Source organism: Bradyrhizobium brasilense (genome assembly GCF_029714345.1).
GTDB classification, from domain to species: Bacteria; Pseudomonadota; Alphaproteobacteria; order Rhizobiales; family Xanthobacteraceae; genus Bradyrhizobium; species Bradyrhizobium australafricanum.
Genome location: NZ_CP121669.1, coordinates 5,455,103 through 5,470,431, shown reverse-complemented (window position 1 = coordinate 5,470,431; position 15,329 = coordinate 5,455,103). Strand labels below are relative to the sequence as shown.

16 protein-coding genes are annotated in these 15,329 nt (G+C 64.4%); 10 read left to right on the top strand and 6 right to left on the bottom strand.

The window, feature by feature from the left end; translation table 11 throughout:
* The first annotated feature begins 87 nt into the window (after window positions 1-87).
* Window positions 88-465: a VOC family protein gene (locus QA635_RS25830; RefSeq protein WP_283062120.1), complete on the top strand. Its 378-nt coding sequence runs from the start codon at window positions 88-90 to the stop codon at window positions 463-465.
* Between the two features lie 160 nt (window positions 466-625).
* On the opposite strand, the gene QA635_RS25825 is transcribed toward QA635_RS25830, so the two are convergent.
* Entirely contained in the window at window positions 626-1,231 is a 606-nt protein-coding gene (locus tag QA635_RS25825; RefSeq protein WP_092085612.1) for an LOG family protein, read from the bottom strand.
* Window positions 1,232-1,444: 213 nt separating this feature from the next.
* Here QA635_RS25825 and QA635_RS25820 point away from each other — a divergent pair, with 213 nt between their 5' ends.
* The 4 genes from QA635_RS25820 (at window position 1,445) to QA635_RS25805 (ending at window position 6,159) form a co-directional block, all read left to right on the top strand.
* Window positions 1,445-3,433, top strand: a complete 1,989-nt coding sequence (locus QA635_RS25820) for an ABCB family ABC transporter ATP-binding protein/permease (protein ID WP_283062117.1) — start codon at window positions 1,445-1,447, stop codon at window positions 3,431-3,433.
* Window positions 3,434-3,486: 53 nt separating this feature from the next.
* Window positions 3,487-4,185: a phosphatidylserine decarboxylase gene (locus tag QA635_RS25815; RefSeq protein ID WP_016846296.1), complete on the top strand. Its 699-nt coding sequence runs from the start codon at window positions 3,487-3,489 to the stop codon at window positions 4,183-4,185.
* A gap of 77 nt (window positions 4,186-4,262) precedes the next feature.
* Window positions 4,263-5,144, top strand: a complete 882-nt coding sequence (pssA, locus tag QA635_RS25810) for a CDP-diacylglycerol--serine O-phosphatidyltransferase (RefSeq protein WP_283062114.1) — start codon at window positions 4,263-4,265, stop codon at window positions 5,142-5,144.
* Between the two features lie 295 nt (window positions 5,145-5,439).
* Window positions 5,440-6,159, top strand: coding sequence for an RraA family protein (locus QA635_RS25805; protein WP_028344569.1), 720 nt, complete (start codon window positions 5,440-5,442; stop codon window positions 6,157-6,159).
* A gap of 63 nt (window positions 6,160-6,222) precedes the next feature.
* On the opposite strand, the gene QA635_RS25800 is transcribed toward QA635_RS25805, so the two are convergent.
* Together QA635_RS25800 and QA635_RS25795 are read right to left on the bottom strand one after the other, a co-directional pair.
* A complete protein-coding gene (locus QA635_RS25800) occupies window positions 6,223-6,855 on the bottom strand; it encodes a TerC family protein (protein WP_283062111.1) in 633 nt (210 codons plus the stop codon).
* Between the two features lie 179 nt (window positions 6,856-7,034).
* Window positions 7,035-7,388 (bottom strand): hypothetical protein, encoded by a 354-nt coding sequence (locus QA635_RS25795; RefSeq protein WP_092085604.1) that lies wholly within the window; start codon window positions 7,386-7,388, stop codon window positions 7,035-7,037.
* Between the two features lie 260 nt (window positions 7,389-7,648).
* Between QA635_RS25795 and QA635_RS25790 the strand changes: the two genes are divergently transcribed.
* Window positions 7,649-8,476 (top strand): SDR family NAD(P)-dependent oxidoreductase, encoded by an 828-nt coding sequence (locus tag QA635_RS25790; protein WP_016846301.1) that lies wholly within the window; start codon window positions 7,649-7,651, stop codon window positions 8,474-8,476.
* Here QA635_RS25790 and pdxR read toward each other — a convergent pair.
* A complete protein-coding gene (gene pdxR / locus QA635_RS25785) occupies window positions 8,454-9,908 on the bottom strand; it encodes a MocR-like pyridoxine biosynthesis transcription factor PdxR (protein WP_283062106.1) in 1,455 nt (484 codons plus the stop codon). The two genes, QA635_RS25790 and pdxR, sit on opposite strands and share 23 nt — an antisense overlap.
* Window positions 9,909-9,996: 88 nt before the next feature.
* Between pdxR and QA635_RS25780 the strand changes: the two genes are divergently transcribed.
* Together QA635_RS25780 and QA635_RS25775 are read left to right on the top strand one after the other, a co-directional pair.
* Entirely contained in the window at window positions 9,997-10,404 is a 408-nt protein-coding gene (locus tag QA635_RS25780) for a cupin domain-containing protein (protein WP_141340552.1), read from the top strand.
* A complete protein-coding gene (locus QA635_RS25775) occupies window positions 10,401-10,871 on the top strand; it encodes a carboxymuconolactone decarboxylase family protein (protein ID WP_283062104.1) in 471 nt (156 codons plus the stop codon). The genes QA635_RS25780 and QA635_RS25775 overlap by 4 nt, the downstream gene beginning before the upstream one ends.
* A gap of 15 nt (window positions 10,872-10,886) precedes the next feature.
* On the opposite strand, the gene QA635_RS25770 is transcribed toward QA635_RS25775, so the two are convergent.
* Window positions 10,887-12,227: an MFS transporter gene (locus tag QA635_RS25770; RefSeq protein WP_283062102.1), complete on the bottom strand. Its 1,341-nt coding sequence runs from the start codon at window positions 12,225-12,227 to the stop codon at window positions 10,887-10,889.
* A gap of 92 nt (window positions 12,228-12,319) precedes the next feature.
* Entirely contained in the window at window positions 12,320-13,333 is a 1,014-nt protein-coding gene (locus QA635_RS25765; protein WP_283062101.1) for a methyltransferase, read from the bottom strand.
* A 28-nt stretch (window positions 13,334-13,361) separates the two neighbouring features.
* On the opposite strand from QA635_RS25765, the gene QA635_RS25760 reads away from it, so the two are divergent.
* Together QA635_RS25760 and QA635_RS25755 are read left to right on the top strand one after the other, a co-directional pair.
* Window positions 13,362-13,622 carry a hypothetical protein gene (locus QA635_RS25760; RefSeq protein ID WP_283062099.1) on the top strand — a complete coding sequence of 87 codons (261 nt, stop codon included), beginning with the start codon at window positions 13,362-13,364 and terminating at the stop codon, window positions 13,620-13,622.
* A 79-nt stretch (window positions 13,623-13,701) separates the two neighbouring features.
* Complete coding sequence (locus tag QA635_RS25755) at window positions 13,702-15,315, top strand: winged helix-turn-helix domain-containing tetratricopeptide repeat protein (RefSeq protein WP_283062097.1); 1,614 nt, start codon at window positions 13,702-13,704, stop codon at window positions 15,313-15,315.
* Window positions 15,316-15,329: the final 14 nt, after the last annotated feature.

The window sequence follows — 15,329 nt, the reverse complement described above, 5'->3', positions numbered from 1 at the left end:
ATGAGCGAAGCGATATCCGGGGGCGTCTCGATCGGTTTCCCCGGATGTCGCTTCGCTCATCCGGGCTACAAGTCCGGGAGGAGGCCCATGATCGACCACGTCTCCGTTGGCGTCCGCGATCTCGAGCGCGCCGCGCGGTTCTACGAGCCGACGCTGGCCGCGCTTGGCCTGAGCCGCCTCGTCACGCGGCCGGCGACGATCGGCTTCGGCAAGGCCTATCCCGAATTCTGGATCAATCTGCGCGCCACGATGGCGCAGGTGCCGCATGGGAGCGGCACCCATATCTGCCTGCGCGCGAAGACCACCGCGGAGGTCGATGCCTTTCACGCCGCCGCGCTGGCGTCCGGCGGCCTCTCCGATGGTCCTCCGGGCCTGCGCCCGCACGACCGCGTGCGCTACTATGCGGCCTTCGTCCTCGATCCCGACGGCAACCGCATCGAGGCCGTGACGTTTCCGAGCGAGTAGTAAGGATTTCAGGCTAGCACTTGTCTCGACCCGTCATCCTGAGGAGCGCGTAGCGCGTCTCGAAGGATGCACGGCCACCAGCGGGGCCGTCGTGCTTCGAGACGGCCGCTCTGCGGCCTCCTCAGCATGACGGTCATGGAGCCGAAAGTGCGGCGAACAGTTACAGCCGCCGCGCCACTTCGGGCGCGAGTTCCTTCGCGGCCTCGGGCATGCGTGCCACCGCCGAACGCAGCCGCGGCAGGATCTCATCGACGCGATCGGCCATCAGCACGTTGATCGGCAGCGTCGGGCGGATGAACTCGGTCATGCGCATGTGGTTGAGCAGCGAGAGCAGGGGCTCCCAGAAATTGTCGATGTTGGCGAGCAGGATCGGCTTGTGGTGACGGCCGAGCTGCTGCCAGGTCAATTGCTCGACCAGCTCTTCGAGCGTGCCGATGCCGCCGGGCAGCGCGACGAACGCATCCGAGCGCTCGAACATCAGGCGCTTGCGCTCATGCATGTCGGGCGTGACGATCATCTCCTGAACCGAGGTCAGCGCGTTCTCGCGCGCGCGCAGGAATTCGGGAATGATGCCGGTGACGGAGCCGCCGTGGTCGAGCGTGGATTTCGCGACCGCGCCCATCAGGCCGATCGAGCCGCCGCCATAGACCAGGCGAACGTTGCTTTCGGCAAAGCTCTTGCCGAGTGCGACGGCAGCTTCAACGAAACGGGGATTGTTACCGGGGCCGGAGCCGCAATAAACACAGACAGTCTTGATTTGGTTCATACGTTCCTTGTGGCACTGCAGCGCAAACAGGGTCAAGACTCCCATATGGGGATGGATAGCCGAAAAATCCCGTAAATTCCCGCGAATCGCGAACAATTTTCGTCATAAGCCTGTACGCCGCGTTCAAACGATCTATATGACGGGCACAATGGCAAACCGTGGAAAAGATGTGGCGGCGGACCGCCGCGCTGTGACCGCGCGGGCGGGCGCCTGATGGTGCCGCCGCAACAGAGTGTGACCGGCGCGGCACAGCCCACCGCCACGCCGCCGGCCGCCGAGAAAGGGACGCTGCTCGGCACCCTCGTTCATCTCTGGCCCTATATCTGGCCCGGCGATCGCGCCGATTTGAAGACACGCGTGATCTGGTCGGTGGTGCTGCTGCTGCTCGCCAAGCTTGCCACGCTGTCGGTGCCGTTCACCTTCAAATGGGCGATCGATGCGCTGAACGGCACCGGCTCGGCGCCGGTTGCGGCCTCGAACTGGGTGGTATGGCTGATCGCCTCGCCGGTGCTGATGACGATCAGCTACGGCGCGGTGCGCATCATCATGGCGGTGCTGACGCAGTGGCGCGACGGCATCTTCGCCCGCGTCGCGATGCATGCGGTGCGGCGGCTCGCCTATATCACCTTCGTGCATATGCACGAACTGTCGCTGCGCTTCCATCTCGAGCGCAAGACCGGCGGCCTGACCCGCGTGCTGGAGCGCGGCCGCTCCGGCATCGAGACCATCGTGCGGATGGTGATCCTGCAGCTGATCCCGACCATCGTCGAGGTTGCGCTGCTGGCGGCGGTGCTGCTCTGGCAGTTCGACTGGCGCTACGTGCTCGCGGTGCTGCTCACGGTCGTCGTGTTCATGTACTTCACCTATATCGCGACCGAGTGGCGGATCGAGATCCGCCGCAGGATGAACGATTCCGACACCGAGGCGAACACCAAGGCGATCGACTCGCTGCTCAACTACGAGACGGTGAAATATTTCGGCGCCGAGGAGCGCGAGGCGCGGCGCTACGATCGCTCGATGGAGCGCTACGAGCAGGCCAGCGTGAAGACCTACACCTCGCTCGCGGTGCTCAACACCGGGCAGGCGATCATCTTCACCGCGGGGCTGACCGCGACCATGCTGATGTGCGCGTTCGGCATCCGCAACGGCACCCACACCGTCGGCGATTTCGTGCTGATCAATTCGATGATGATCCAGCTCTACCAGCCGCTGAACTTCATGGGCATGGTCTATCGCGAGATCAAGCAGGCGATCATCGACATCGAGAAGATGTTCGACGTGCTGGCGCGCGATCCCGAGGTGAGGGACATTCCGGGAGCCAAGCCGCTCGCGGTGTCGTCCGGCAGCGTGCGGTTCGAGGATGTCCGCTTCGCCTACGAGGCGGACCGGCCGATCCTCAAGGGCCTGAGCTTCGAGGTGCCGGCCGGCAAGACGGTTGCGATCGTCGGTCCCTCCGGCGCCGGCAAGTCGACGATCTCGCGGCTGCTGTTCCGCCTCTACGACGTCTCGAGCGGCCGCATCCTGATCGACGGCCAGGACATCAAGACCGTGACGCAGGCCTCGCTGCGCTCGGCGATCGGCATGGTGCCGCAGGACACCGTGCTGTTCAACGACACCATCCGCTACAACATCCGCTATGGTCGCTGGGATGCCGGCGACGACGAAGTGGAGGAGGCGGCGCGCCTCGCGCAGATCGACGGCTTCATCCGGATGTCGCCGCAGGGCTATGAGACGCAGGTCGGCGAGCGCGGTCTGAAACTCTCCGGCGGCGAGAAGCAGCGCGTTGCGATCGCGCGCACGGTGCTGAAGGCGCCGCCGATCCTGGTGCTGGATGAGGCGACCTCCGCGCTCGATAGCCACACCGAGCACGAGATCCAGGGCGCGCTGGAGCGGGTCTCGCGCAACCGTACCTCGCTGGTGATCGCGCATCGGCTGTCGACCATCATCGGCGCCGACGAGATCATTGTGCTGGACCGGGGCCGGATCGCCGAGCGCGGCACCCACGCGCGGCTTTTGGCCGCCGACGGCCTCTATGCCAGCATGTGGAACCGGCAACGCGAGGCCGAGGAGGCCCGCGAACGGCTCGCCCAGGTCGATGACGGCGGCACCGCGCCGAATCGGCTGCCGCCGGTGGTCACCGAATCGTCGGAGGATTCCACCCCTGATGCGGGTGAGAAACCCTTGCCGACCGCCGCGGAATAGTCGATTTAGGGCCTCTCCCGCCAAATGGGGCGGGGAAACGCAAGCGAGCTCTGATGTCGATCGCCAATTCCATCCGCGCGCAGATCCCGCCGATCCACCCCGAGGGCTATCCCTTCATCGGCGGCTTCGCTCTGGCGAGCCTGATCCTGTTCTGGATCTGGACCCCGCTGGGCTGGATCGGGACGCTGCTGACCGTCTGGTGCGCGCTGTTCTTCCGCGATCCGGTCCGGGTGACGCCGCTGCGCGACGGCATCGTGGTATCGCCGGCCGACGGCCGCGTCTCGATGGTGGTGCAGGCGCTGCCGCCGGCCGAGCTCGGGCTCGGCGACAAGCCGCTGCCGCGGGTCTCGGTGTTCATGAGCGTGTTCAACTGCCATGTGAACCGCAGCCCGGTGGTCGGCCGCATCGACCGCATCGCCTACCGGCCCGGCGCCTTCATCAATGCCGAGCTCGACAAGGCGAGCGAGGACAATGAGCGCAATTCGCTCGTGATCTCGACCTCTAACGGGCGCATTGGCGTGGTCCAGATCGCGGGCCTCGTGGCGCGGCGCATCGTCTGCTTCGTCAAGGAGGGCCAGTCGATCGGCGCCGGCGAGCGCTTCGGCCTGATCCGCTTCGGCTCTCGGCTCGACGTCTATCTGCCCGAGGGCACCAAGGCGCTGGTCTCCGAGGGGCAAACCGCGGTTGCCGGCGAGACGATTCTGGCGGATTTCCGCAACGCCGATCCGGGCCGGACCTACCGCGCCGATTAACTCTGTTTCGCCAGCCCCATCAGCCGGTTCCCGCCGCAATGGCGGAGCCGGGCGGCGCTTGCTATATTCATCAGGCCATGACGCCATTCGATCCGAATTCCACCGAGTATCGCCGCCGCCGGTTCCGCCCGATCCCGGTGCGGATGCTGGTGCCGAACATGATCACGCTGCTGGCGATCTGCGCCGGGCTGACCGCGATCCGGCTGTCGACGGAAGGGCGGATGGAGCTGGCGGTTGCCGCGATCGTGTTTGCCGCGATCCTCGACGGCATCGACGGCCGCGTCGCCCGCATGATCAAGGGCCAGTCGAAATTCGGCGCCGAGCTCGACAGCCTCGCCGACTTCGTCAATTTCGGCGTCGCGCCGGGCCTGATCTTGTATTTCTGGCAGCTGCATGAATTGAACAATGGCGGCTGGATCGCCGCGATGGTGTTCGCGATCTCCGGCGGCCTGCGGCTTGCGCGCTTCAATGCCTCGATCGACGATCCGAACAAGCCGGCCTTCGCCGCCAACTATTTCACTGGCGTGCCGGCGCCGGCCGGTGCGATCACCGTGCTGCTGCCGATCTATCTCGCCTTCCTCGGCGTGCCGATGCCGCCGGCGACGCTGACGGCGTTCTACACGCTGTTGATCGCCTTCCTGATGGTGTCGCGGCTGCCGGTGTTCTCCGGCAAGACCGTGAAGATGCGCGTGCCGCCGGAAATGGTGCTGCCGGTGTTCGTGTCGGTGGTGTTCTTCGTCGCGCTGCTGATCGGCTATCCTTGGCACATCCTGTCGGCGGGCTCGGTGCTCTATCTGATCAGCCTGCCCTGGGGCTGGAAGTCCTACCGCGACCAGGAGCGCCAGCTCGCGGCGCAGACGCAAGCGGCAAGCGCGCCGGTGGCGGCGCAGGCCGCTGCTCCCTATACGGCGCCGGTCGCGGAGAGTGACCGCGACGATCGTCCGACGCATCTGCATTGAGTGCGCCGATCTTCTCCGTCATGCCAGGGACCAGCCCGGCCGCGACGACCTGGTGCACTTGCCTAACCCGTCATCCTGAGGCGCGAGCGCAGCGAGCCTCGAAGGATGGACGGCCACCAGCGGGGCCGTCGACCCTTCGAGACGGCAGCTGCGCGGCCTCCTCAGGGTGACGGTGATAGAGCTGGTTGCGCCTTCCCAAATATCAGCCATGAGCGTGCCTCGGTTGGGTTCGCCTGCGATCTCGGCTATAGGCTGAGACGGCCCAGCGAACGCCAAAAATCAGGAGAGAAACGCCGTGACGACATCCGCTTCCGCCCCGCTTCCTGCTTCCGTCCTTGAAGCGTTGGCGCGCTATGACACGCCGACGATCTGCAACGCGATGGAGATCGTCGCGCCGGAGCGCCGTCTGATCGGCTACACCGTGAAGCCGCTGGTCTGCCCGTTCCCGACGCTGCCGCCGATGGTCGGCTACGCCCGCACCACGACGATCCGCTCGGTGCTGAAATCCGGCCTCTCGGCCGAGGAGCAGTCGAAGCGCCGCATCGAATATTACGAATATGTCGGCACCGGCTTCGGCCCGCGCATCTCTGTCATCCAGGACATCGATGGTCCGGACGTCGGCTACGGCGCATTCTGGGGCGAGGTGCAGAGCAACGTGCACAAGGCGCTCGGCTGCCTCGGCGTCATCACCGACGGCTCGATCCGCGACATCCCGCAATGGGCGCCGGGCTTCCAGGCGCTGGCCGGCTCGATCGGCCCGTCGCACGCCTGGGTGCATGCGGAGAGCTTCGGCGGCGAGGTCCGCGTCGCCGGCATGACGGTGCGCTCCGACGATCTGATCCACGCCGACAGCCACGGTGCCATCGTGATCCCCTATGAGGTCGCGGCGAAGCTGCCCGAGGCCGCCGAACTCTGCGGCCGCCGCGAGACCCCGATCCTGGACATCGCGCGCAGCAAGGATTTTTCGCTCGAGAAGCTCAAGGATGCGCTGAAGCGTTCGGCGGAAATCCACTGAGGCAGCACGCGCTGTCGATTTGCAGAACGGCGGGCCGAAGGGCCCGCCGTTTTGCTTTCAGTGTCAGGCCGGCGCAACCTTCGCGATCTCGTTCGCCCCGCGAACCGTCATGTCGATGGCGACATAGAGGATCACGGCGAGGCCGACATAGGCGATCCAGCGGTGGTTCTGCAGCAGCCGCGCGATGAAGGAGGCCGCCGCGCCCATCATCGCGATCGAGAGCGCGAGGCCGAACACCAGCACGATCGGCTGCTCGCGCGCCGCACCCGCGACCGCCAGCACGTTGTCGAGCGACATCGAGACGTCGGCAACGATGATCTGCGTGGTGGCCTGCCACAGCGTCTTGCGCTGCCCCTTTGCGCCATCGGCATGTTCGGCCACGGTCTCGTGCGCGTCGGCGCGCAACTCGCGCCACATCTTCCAGCACACCCACAACAGCAGGATGCCGCCGGCCAGCAGCAGGCCGACGATCTGCATCAGCTGCGTGGTGACCAGGGCGAACATGATGCGCAGCAGTGTCGCGGCACCGATGCCGATCAGGATCGCCTTGCCGCGCTGTTTCTCCGGCAGGCCGGCCGCGGCAAGGCCGATCACGACGGCGTTGTCGCCGGCCAGCACGAGGTCGATGACGACGACTTGCAGCAATGCGCTGAGGGCGTCGAGTGAAAACAATTCGGGCGAAAATAGTTCGGACATGGGTCATGTTCCCCTTGAGGTCGGGGAGCGGACCCTTTCGACGAAACCGGCTCTTGCCGTCATGCGGACGGCAAATCCACCGCGACGCTTATCCGCGTCACGGGTCGAAGCAGGGCCACTCCAACTGAGTTCCAGTCCGACATCGCAGCTTGTGGCTGCCAGAGGGGCCCGGCCTGGGATTACGGTCGTGACACCGGACGCATTGCTGCTTCTTCCTCGAAGAACAGCGCCGCCTGATCCGGTTCGCCGAGGATCGCCGCTGCGCACCCCATGAAGGTGAACGCGCCGGCAAAATCCCACAGCGTGAGGTTCGCCACGGTTGAGCGCACGTGGATCACGCGCGCCGCAATTGCAGCAATGGCTGCCTGGACGAACAACAACAGGCTGAGCACGGGCAGCACGAGTGCAGGCTCAACCAGACGGAGCGTCAGGACGATCGGCAGCGCGGTCAGCGCGCCGAACAACAGCAGCATGCCGAACGGCTCCAGAGAGGGAGTCTTTCGCAGCATCGTGTCTGGAATGATCGAGGACATTCCGGTCCTTTACCGATCCTAACTTGTCGTTCACGTCGAGGATATCAGAACGCGATCTCCTTGACGCGCGACGCGGCGCCGCGCGACCGCCGGCCGCGCGACAAGATGTACGTATGCGGTTCCGGAGAAGGCCCGAGCCCCCGGGGGTGACCTTGGACGCCATTTTGGCGCCGCCGGCGCGGTGGCATGCCATGGCAAAGTCCGCGCGGCGCCTTTATCTTTGCTGACAGCGCTGGGCGAACGGTCGAAAGGCAATTTCGATGAATATGGCAGGCAAGACGGTGCTGATCACCGGTTCCACCGACGGCGTCGGCCGCTACGTCGCGATGAAGCTGGCGTCGGCCGGCGCCCGGGTCCTGATCCACGGCCGCGATACCAAGCGGGCGCAGACGCTCGCCGACGAGATCAAGCGCCTCAGCGGCCGCGAGCCGATGTTCTACCAGGCCGATCTGTCCTCGCTCGCCGAGGTCCGCGAGTTCGCCCAGCTGGTGCTCGACGACCAGGAACGCCTTGATGTGTTCGTCAGCAACGCCGGCATCGGTTCGCAAAACGAGGGGCCGGCGCGGCAGACCAGCAAGGACGGCCACGAGCTGCGCTTCGCGGTCAACTATCTCGCCGGTTTCCTGCTCGCGCATCTGTTGCTGCCGCGGCTCAAGGCGAGCACGCCGGCGCGCATCGTCAATGTCGCGTCGCTCGGCCAGCACCCGATCGATTTCGGCGACGTGATGATCACGAAGAACTACAGCGGCGCGCGCGCCTATGCTCAGAGCAAGCTGTCGCAGATCATGTTCACCATCGACCTGGCCGCGGAGCTGGAAGGCTCCGGCGTGACCGTCAACTCGCTGCACCCTGCGACCTACATGAACACCACGATGGTGCGCGCCAGCGGCGCGACGCCGATCTCGACCGTCGAGCAGGGCGGTGATGCCATCCTGCGTCTGGTCCAGGACGACGATGTGGCAGGCCGGAGCGGGCTGTTCTTCGACGGCAAGCGCGAGGCCCGCGCCCATGCCCAGGCCTATGACGCCGAGGCGCGCAAGCGGCTCAAGGCGTTGAGCCTGACGCTCACCGGGCTGCGGGCTTCCTGATCCGGCGCGAGACCGGCGCACTTTGGATGCGACCCTGGGCGCGGATCGCCTCGAACAGGAGCTTGCATGCGGCCGGAACGCCGCGATCCGGCACCGTTGCAATGCCGAGCAAGAGACCCGGCTGCGCGCGCTTCGGTGAGACATACCAGGGCGAGAGCGGGGCGGGCGCCAGCCCGTGCGCGAGCAGTGCCCTGACGATCTCGACATCGGCGGTCTTGTCCGGCAGCGTCAGCATGACGGCGAGGCCGGCAACCCGCACGTCGTTGCTCCAGCTCCGTAGCGCCGTCGTCAGCGCATCGCGGTTGTCGCAATAGCCCCGCTTGGTTCGCCTGAGATGGCGGATGTAGTGACCGTCGCGCATGAACTCCGCGGTGGACAGCTGCACCGCCGGGCCGGGAGCAGGGACCAGGCACGTCGCGACGTCGGCGAACTGCGCCGCCAACGGCTCCGGAGCAACCAGGAAGCCGAGGCGAAGCGTCGGCGAGATCGTCTTGCTGAAGGAGCCGAGATGGATCACCCGGCCGGCGCGATCGAGCGAGGCAAGCGCCGGCGCGGCACGGCCATCGAGCTGCAACTCGCCGAGATAGTCGTCCTCGATGATGAAGGCTCCGGTTTGGGCGGCCCAGTCGAGCAGCTGCGCGCGACGTTGCGGCGACAGCGGCGGGCCGAGCGGTGCCTGCTGGCCCGGCGTCACGACCGCGAGTGCCGCGTCGGGGGCGTGCTTGAGACCGTGCTCGACATCGATGCCGTTGGCATCGACAGGAATCGGGACGACCTCCAGCCGGCCGAGCTCGAGGCCCTTTCGCGTCAATGGAAATCCCGGGTCTTCCATCCACACGCGGCGGCCTTCGAGGCCGAGCACGCGCAGCGCGAGGCCGAGCCCGCCGCTGAATCCCGACGTGATGACGATCTGCGCGGGCGAGCATTCGAGACCGCGCGCGATCGCGAGGTGCGCCGCGATCTCGCGTCTCAATTCGAGCTCGCCGCGTGGATCGACATAGCGCATCACCGCGCTCAATTCCGCCCGGACGGCGCGCGCGCGGATTCGCGCCAGCAGCTTGGCGGGGAGGCTATCCTGCGCGGGGACGCCCATCCGAAAGTGTCCCTGACCGCTCAGATCGCGAAACATCTCCACGACCGAGCCGGGAGCGACCGGCGCATCGGGCTTGGCGGCCTTCCTGGGCCGCCTCGCGACGGTGGTGCCGCCCGCCTTCGACGACACGATGTGCTGGGCGTCCGACAGCTTGTCGTAGGCCGCCCGCACGGTGCCGCGCGCAACGCCGAGCTGCGCGGCAAGGTCGAGCCACGATGGCAGCCGGGCGCCCGGCACCAGCACGCCGTTGTCGATCGCCGCCGCGATCGCCTTGCGGATCTGCTCGGAGAGCGGCGTCCTGGCCGACCGGTCGAGCGCGATGGGAAGCGGGTTGGGCATGGCTCGTGGTACACCAATTCGGTTCATTCTTGGTGCTTCTTTTTGGCCATGCGTGCCCGCATCTATCCGGTAGCAATGGAGGCACGAGATGAAGACCTTGATGACGACGCTGCTGGCCTGCGCGGCGCTAGCGACCCCGGCGATGGCGCAATCGGTGACGCCGAAGTTCGAGCATATGATCACGAACATTCCCGGCAAGTCGCTGATCGCGGTCGAGGTCAACTTCCCGCCCGGCGAGCCGTCGGCGCCGCATCATCACGCCAAATCGGCGTTTCTCTATGTCTACGTGCTGCAGGGCGCGATCGAGAGCCAGCTGGAAGGCGAGGCCGCGCATGTCTATCGGGCCGGCGACAGCTTCTTCGAGCCGCCCGGCGCGCATCACGTGCTCGGGCGCAACGCCAGCGCGACCGAACCGGCGAAGCTGCTTGCGGTGTTCGTCGTCGACAGCAACGACAAGGCGCTGACTGTGTTCGACAAGGAAGGACACAAGCAATGAGCATGCGGATCGACTACAACAAGGTCGCGCCAGCGGGCATCAAGGCGCTCGGTGGCGTCTATGGCTACATCACGCAAAGCGGGCTTTCCGCGCAGCTCGTCGAACTGGTCTATCTGCGGATATCGCAGATCAACGGCTGCGCTTATTGCCTGGACTCGCATACCCGCAGCCTGCTGAAGATGGGCGTCAAGGTCGAGAAGCTTGCGGTGCTGCAGGTCTGGCGCGAGGCCGAGGCACTGTTCGACGGCGAGGAACGCGCCGCGCTGGCCTGGGCGGAAACCGTCACCCGCGTGGCCGAGACAGCGATCCCGGACGACGCGTATGAAGCGGCGCGCGCCACCTTCAGCGAGAAGCAACTCGTCGACCTGACCATCGCGATCGGCCTGATGAACACCTACAACCGCATCGCAATCGGCTTCCGCAACCCGCCGCAGGCTGTGGTCGAGCATTCCGCTGCGGCGGCTTGATCTTGGCAGGATGGGTCAACTCCTCGACAGGAGCAACTCATTCGTTGCGGGCCGCATGCTCAGCAGCAGGAGTGCGCCGGAGAGCAAGTACAGCGCCACGACGAAGTACATGCCATAGATGTTGTCGCCGGTGGTCCGCACGATGAACCCGGTGATCGACGGGCTTACCGCCGGACCGAGATTTCCGAGGCTGGTGACGAGGGCAAGGCCGCCGGCCGCCGCGCCTGCTGAGAGATACTCACTGGTCAATGCATAGAAGAGCGGCGGCGCTGACACAAACCCGATGACGGCGAAGGAGAGAGCCAGGATCGAACCAACAAAAGTGCCGTGGAGCAACATGAGAAAGAACAAGCCGCCGGCGGCAATCGTGACGCAGGTCGCATAGTGCCAGCGGCGCTCACGCCGCTTGTCCGAATGACGACCGATCAGGATCATGCAGACGATACCCGCAGCGTTGGCTACTGCGTGATAGACGCCGACCAGCAGCGGATCCTTTACTCCCCAGCTATGGATCAGGGTCGGCATCCAGAACACCATCGTGTAGTTGGCGCCCAGCAGACAAAAACAGGCCAGCGACAACAGGTAGACCTTCGGGTCTCGCAGCAGCTGCCGGAACGTCCCCGAGGTCGCCTTCACGATGTTCTCTTCGTCATGCTGTAAAGCATCGTCCAGCAGCGCCTTCTCCCCCTTCGAGAGCCACGCGGCCTGGAACGGCTTGTCCTTGAGCAGGTAATACACGAGAACGCCGAGGATTGGCGCGGGCAGCCCCTGGATCAGAAACAGCCATTGCCAGCCGTAAAGACCGCTGACGCCGTCGAAATACTTCAGGATCGAACCACACAGCGGACCAGCGATGAACATCACAATGGGGGGCGCCGACGCGAGGATCGCGATGACCTGCCCGCGCCTCACCGACGGGTACCAGTACGTCAAGTACAGCAGCACGCCCGGGGCGAAGCCGGCCTCAAAGACACCAAGGAAGAACCTCGCCGCATAGAACTGGAGCGGCGTCGATACGAACATCATGGCGGTCGCCGCCAATCCCCAGAGCACCATGATCCGCAACAGAGTCTTGCGCGCGCCGATCCTTTCCAGAAGAAGATTGCTGGGCACCTCAAACAGGAAATATCCGACGAAGAAGATGCCCGCGCCGAGTCCGTAGACTGCATCATCAAACGGCAGTGTCTGCTTCATCTGAAGCTGTGCGAAGCCGATGTTGATGCGGTCGAGAAAGGCGACCATGCTGGCGATCAGTAGCAAAGGTATAAGGCGCCAGTCGACCTTGGCGAACACGGCCTTGTACGCCGGGTTCTCCAATATCGGCGACGACGACTTGCTTGCAGCAGGCAGATGCATTCTTGTTCCTTCCAAAGTATGCTTTTGCCTATGATGTCCTTCGAACCAGTCGCTGCTCCATTGCGCGGGAGCAATGGTCTGACCTCGAAAGCTCAGGTGACCTTTGCCTCGATGACGCTGAGACGCCCGGCCGGATAGGTCGCGGTGTGAGTAAAGCCGGATTCGCGAAACAGCCAAGCGTACTGCTTTTCCGTTCTTTCGAGACCGCCAGGCCCGCGAAGCATGAGCAGATCGGTCAGCGTCTGTTCCCTGTGCGCATCGCTTACGCTCGGGAATTCCGGCATGATCCGTTCGATAAGCAGGAGCACGCCACCTCCGGGGAGCGCCCTTCGACAGTTTGCGAGGATGACCATGCTGCGCTCATCGCTCCAATCGTGAATAATGTTCTTCATGACGATGGCATCCGCGATCGATGGAATCGTCTGGAAGAAATCGCCGGCCATGAATTCGACGCGATCACTGAGCCCGCTGCGCCTCAGGTGGCCAGTCGCGGATTCGGCGCAGCGCGGAAGGTCGAAAATAGTCCCTCGGATATGCGCATGCTGCCCGGCTATGGCGCCAACGAGTTCGCCGGAGCCGCCGCCGACATCCATGAGATGAGCGAACGCACCGAAGTCGTAGGCCCCCAGGATATCCGGAATCGCCAGACGGGTCCCCTCCGTCATAGCCGCATTAAATATGCTGACCATCTCCGGATCGCGCGCCATCAGATCAAAGCTGTTTTCATGGTCAAGCAGTTGCGCGGCGGTCTTGCCGGTCATGATCGAGTCCAGCAACCCGGTCCACGATTCGGTCAGAAACTGGCCTTCAAAGATCGTCCAGTTCTTGAGGGACTGGGTTGCGGCCCCGTCAAGGCAAGCCCCCAGTTCGGTCAATGCGTATCGCTCTTCAGCGACCGTGCAAATGCCTATGGTCGAAAGCGCGGTCAGCAGGCGGCGGAGCGCCTGCTTGTTCGCACCGGTCGCCTCGACGAGTTCGCCAAGGGGCCGCGATCCATCGCGCAGGAGCTCGGCGATCCCCAGCTTCGCGGCGACGTAGATGACCGCGGTCACGCGCTGCGACTGAATAAGGTGCAGCAATCTTGCGGATGCTTGGACAGAGGCCATCAATCATTCCCCCTCATGTTGCTCGTTGGTGCCGGTCCAGCACTCCCGGGAAAACCTGCTCAGGCTCGAAAGCGGCGCGCTGCGCGGCATTGACTGGCCGATCCTGATCTCGGTGTCGGTGACGCCGGGGCCGCATCGTCGGTCCGTCCCCGCGACCGGGGAAGGGTTGAAACCTGAAATACTTAGCGCAGTATGGATGACAGAACTGATCATGGAGGTCTGCCTGGCGCTGACCGCTTTTGGTGGATCGCTGCTCGGGACGGTTTTGCTATCCCGCGCCGCAAGATGATGCTGTACAATTGCCGCCAGGTCCCGAAACCTCGCCGATATTCTGCCGATATTTTCCGAAATGGCCCAACGAGGCATTCTTGCTTAAGTCATCGCAGCCTTCGATTGTGATCGGCGACCGGACCTTGGACCTGGCCCGCGAATTGCTGCTCGACGGGCGCGGCGACATCGTGCCGTTGCGTCCTCAAGCCTGGGCGGTGCTGCGGCTCCTCGCGCAACGCGTCGGGCGCCTGGTGCATAAGGACGAGATATTGGATGAGGTCTGGTCGGACTGCGAAGTCACGGAAGACTCGCTTGTCCAGGCCATCGGCGACATCAGGCAGGCCCTGGGAGAGGCGGGCCGATTGGCCCTGAGAACCTTGCCTCGCCGCGGCTACATGCTGGTCGTGGATGGCGAGCAGGCCGACCGCCCGGCTTCTGCCAGTGTCACGACCTCGTCGATGCCGGACAACGCCGGAAAGCCAGCGGGTTCATCTTCGATCCCACACCTGTCTATTGTTGTTCTACCGTTCACAAATATTGGCGGAGATCTGGAGCAGGAATATTTCGTCGATGGCGTGACTCACAGTCTGACTACCGACCTGTCGCGCATCGCCGGCGCGTTCGTCATCGGCCGGGGCACCGCGTTCACCTTCAAGGGCAAGGCGGTGGACGTGAGGGAGATCGGTCGCGAATTGAATGTCCGTTACGCGCTGGAAGGGTCGGTGCAACGCGGCGGCAATCGCTTTCGCCTGAACGTTCAGTTGACTGACACGGAAACCGGAGCCCATGTGTGGGCCGAGCGCTTCGACAAGCCCGCTGCCGACTTGCTGGACATGCAGGATGAGATCGTATCCCGGCTCGCCAATACATTGAACGCCGAGCTTATCAAGGCCGAAGCACGACGGGCAGAACGGTTGCCCCAGCCGGACGCGATGGATCTCTATTTTCAGGGCAGGGCTGTCCTGAACAAAGGAATAGCGCCTGCAGTTATGGCGCGAGCAAGGGATTTCTTCATGCGCGCCCTCGCGCTTGATCCCGACAATATTGAAGCAGCGGTTGCCGCGGCTCAGGTCGATTTTGCGATCGGTTCTTCCTCCATGGCCGATGACGGACCGGCATATTTCAGGGCCGCGGAGAAGGCGCTGAATGGCGTGTTGTTGCGTGCACCCAATCACCCCCGAGCCCACATGTTGCTCGGCGCGGTTCAAATTCGGACGCACCGCGCTGCAAAGGGTATCGCTGAATGTCGCCAGGCGCTGGCGCTCGATCGGAATTTGGCCGATGCGCATGGGTTCATTGGCCTCGGGAAGCATGCGCTGGGACGTGGTGAGGAAGTCGAGGGGCATATTCAAGAGGCGTTACGACTGTCCCCTCGCGATACGCGTGCCTTTCTCTGGATCATGGTTGTCGGGATGGCCAAGTTGATGTCCTGCACCAACGCAGACCTCGAGGCGCTGGACTGGCTTCGCCGGAGCATTGAGGCTAATCCCAATTTTGCGCTCGCTCACTTTCACTTGGCTGGCGCGTTGGCCATGATGGGAGACCTCGAGGAAGCACAATCCAGTGCCAAAGCCGGACTGGCACTCGATCCCAACTTCAGCATTCGTCGATACGACGTCAATGTCGTCTTCCTGTCCGACAATCCGGTATGGCTCGCCAAGCGTAAGCGCTTTTATGAGGGAATGCGCATGGCCGGCGTGCCGGAGAGCTAGTGCCGCGTTCGATC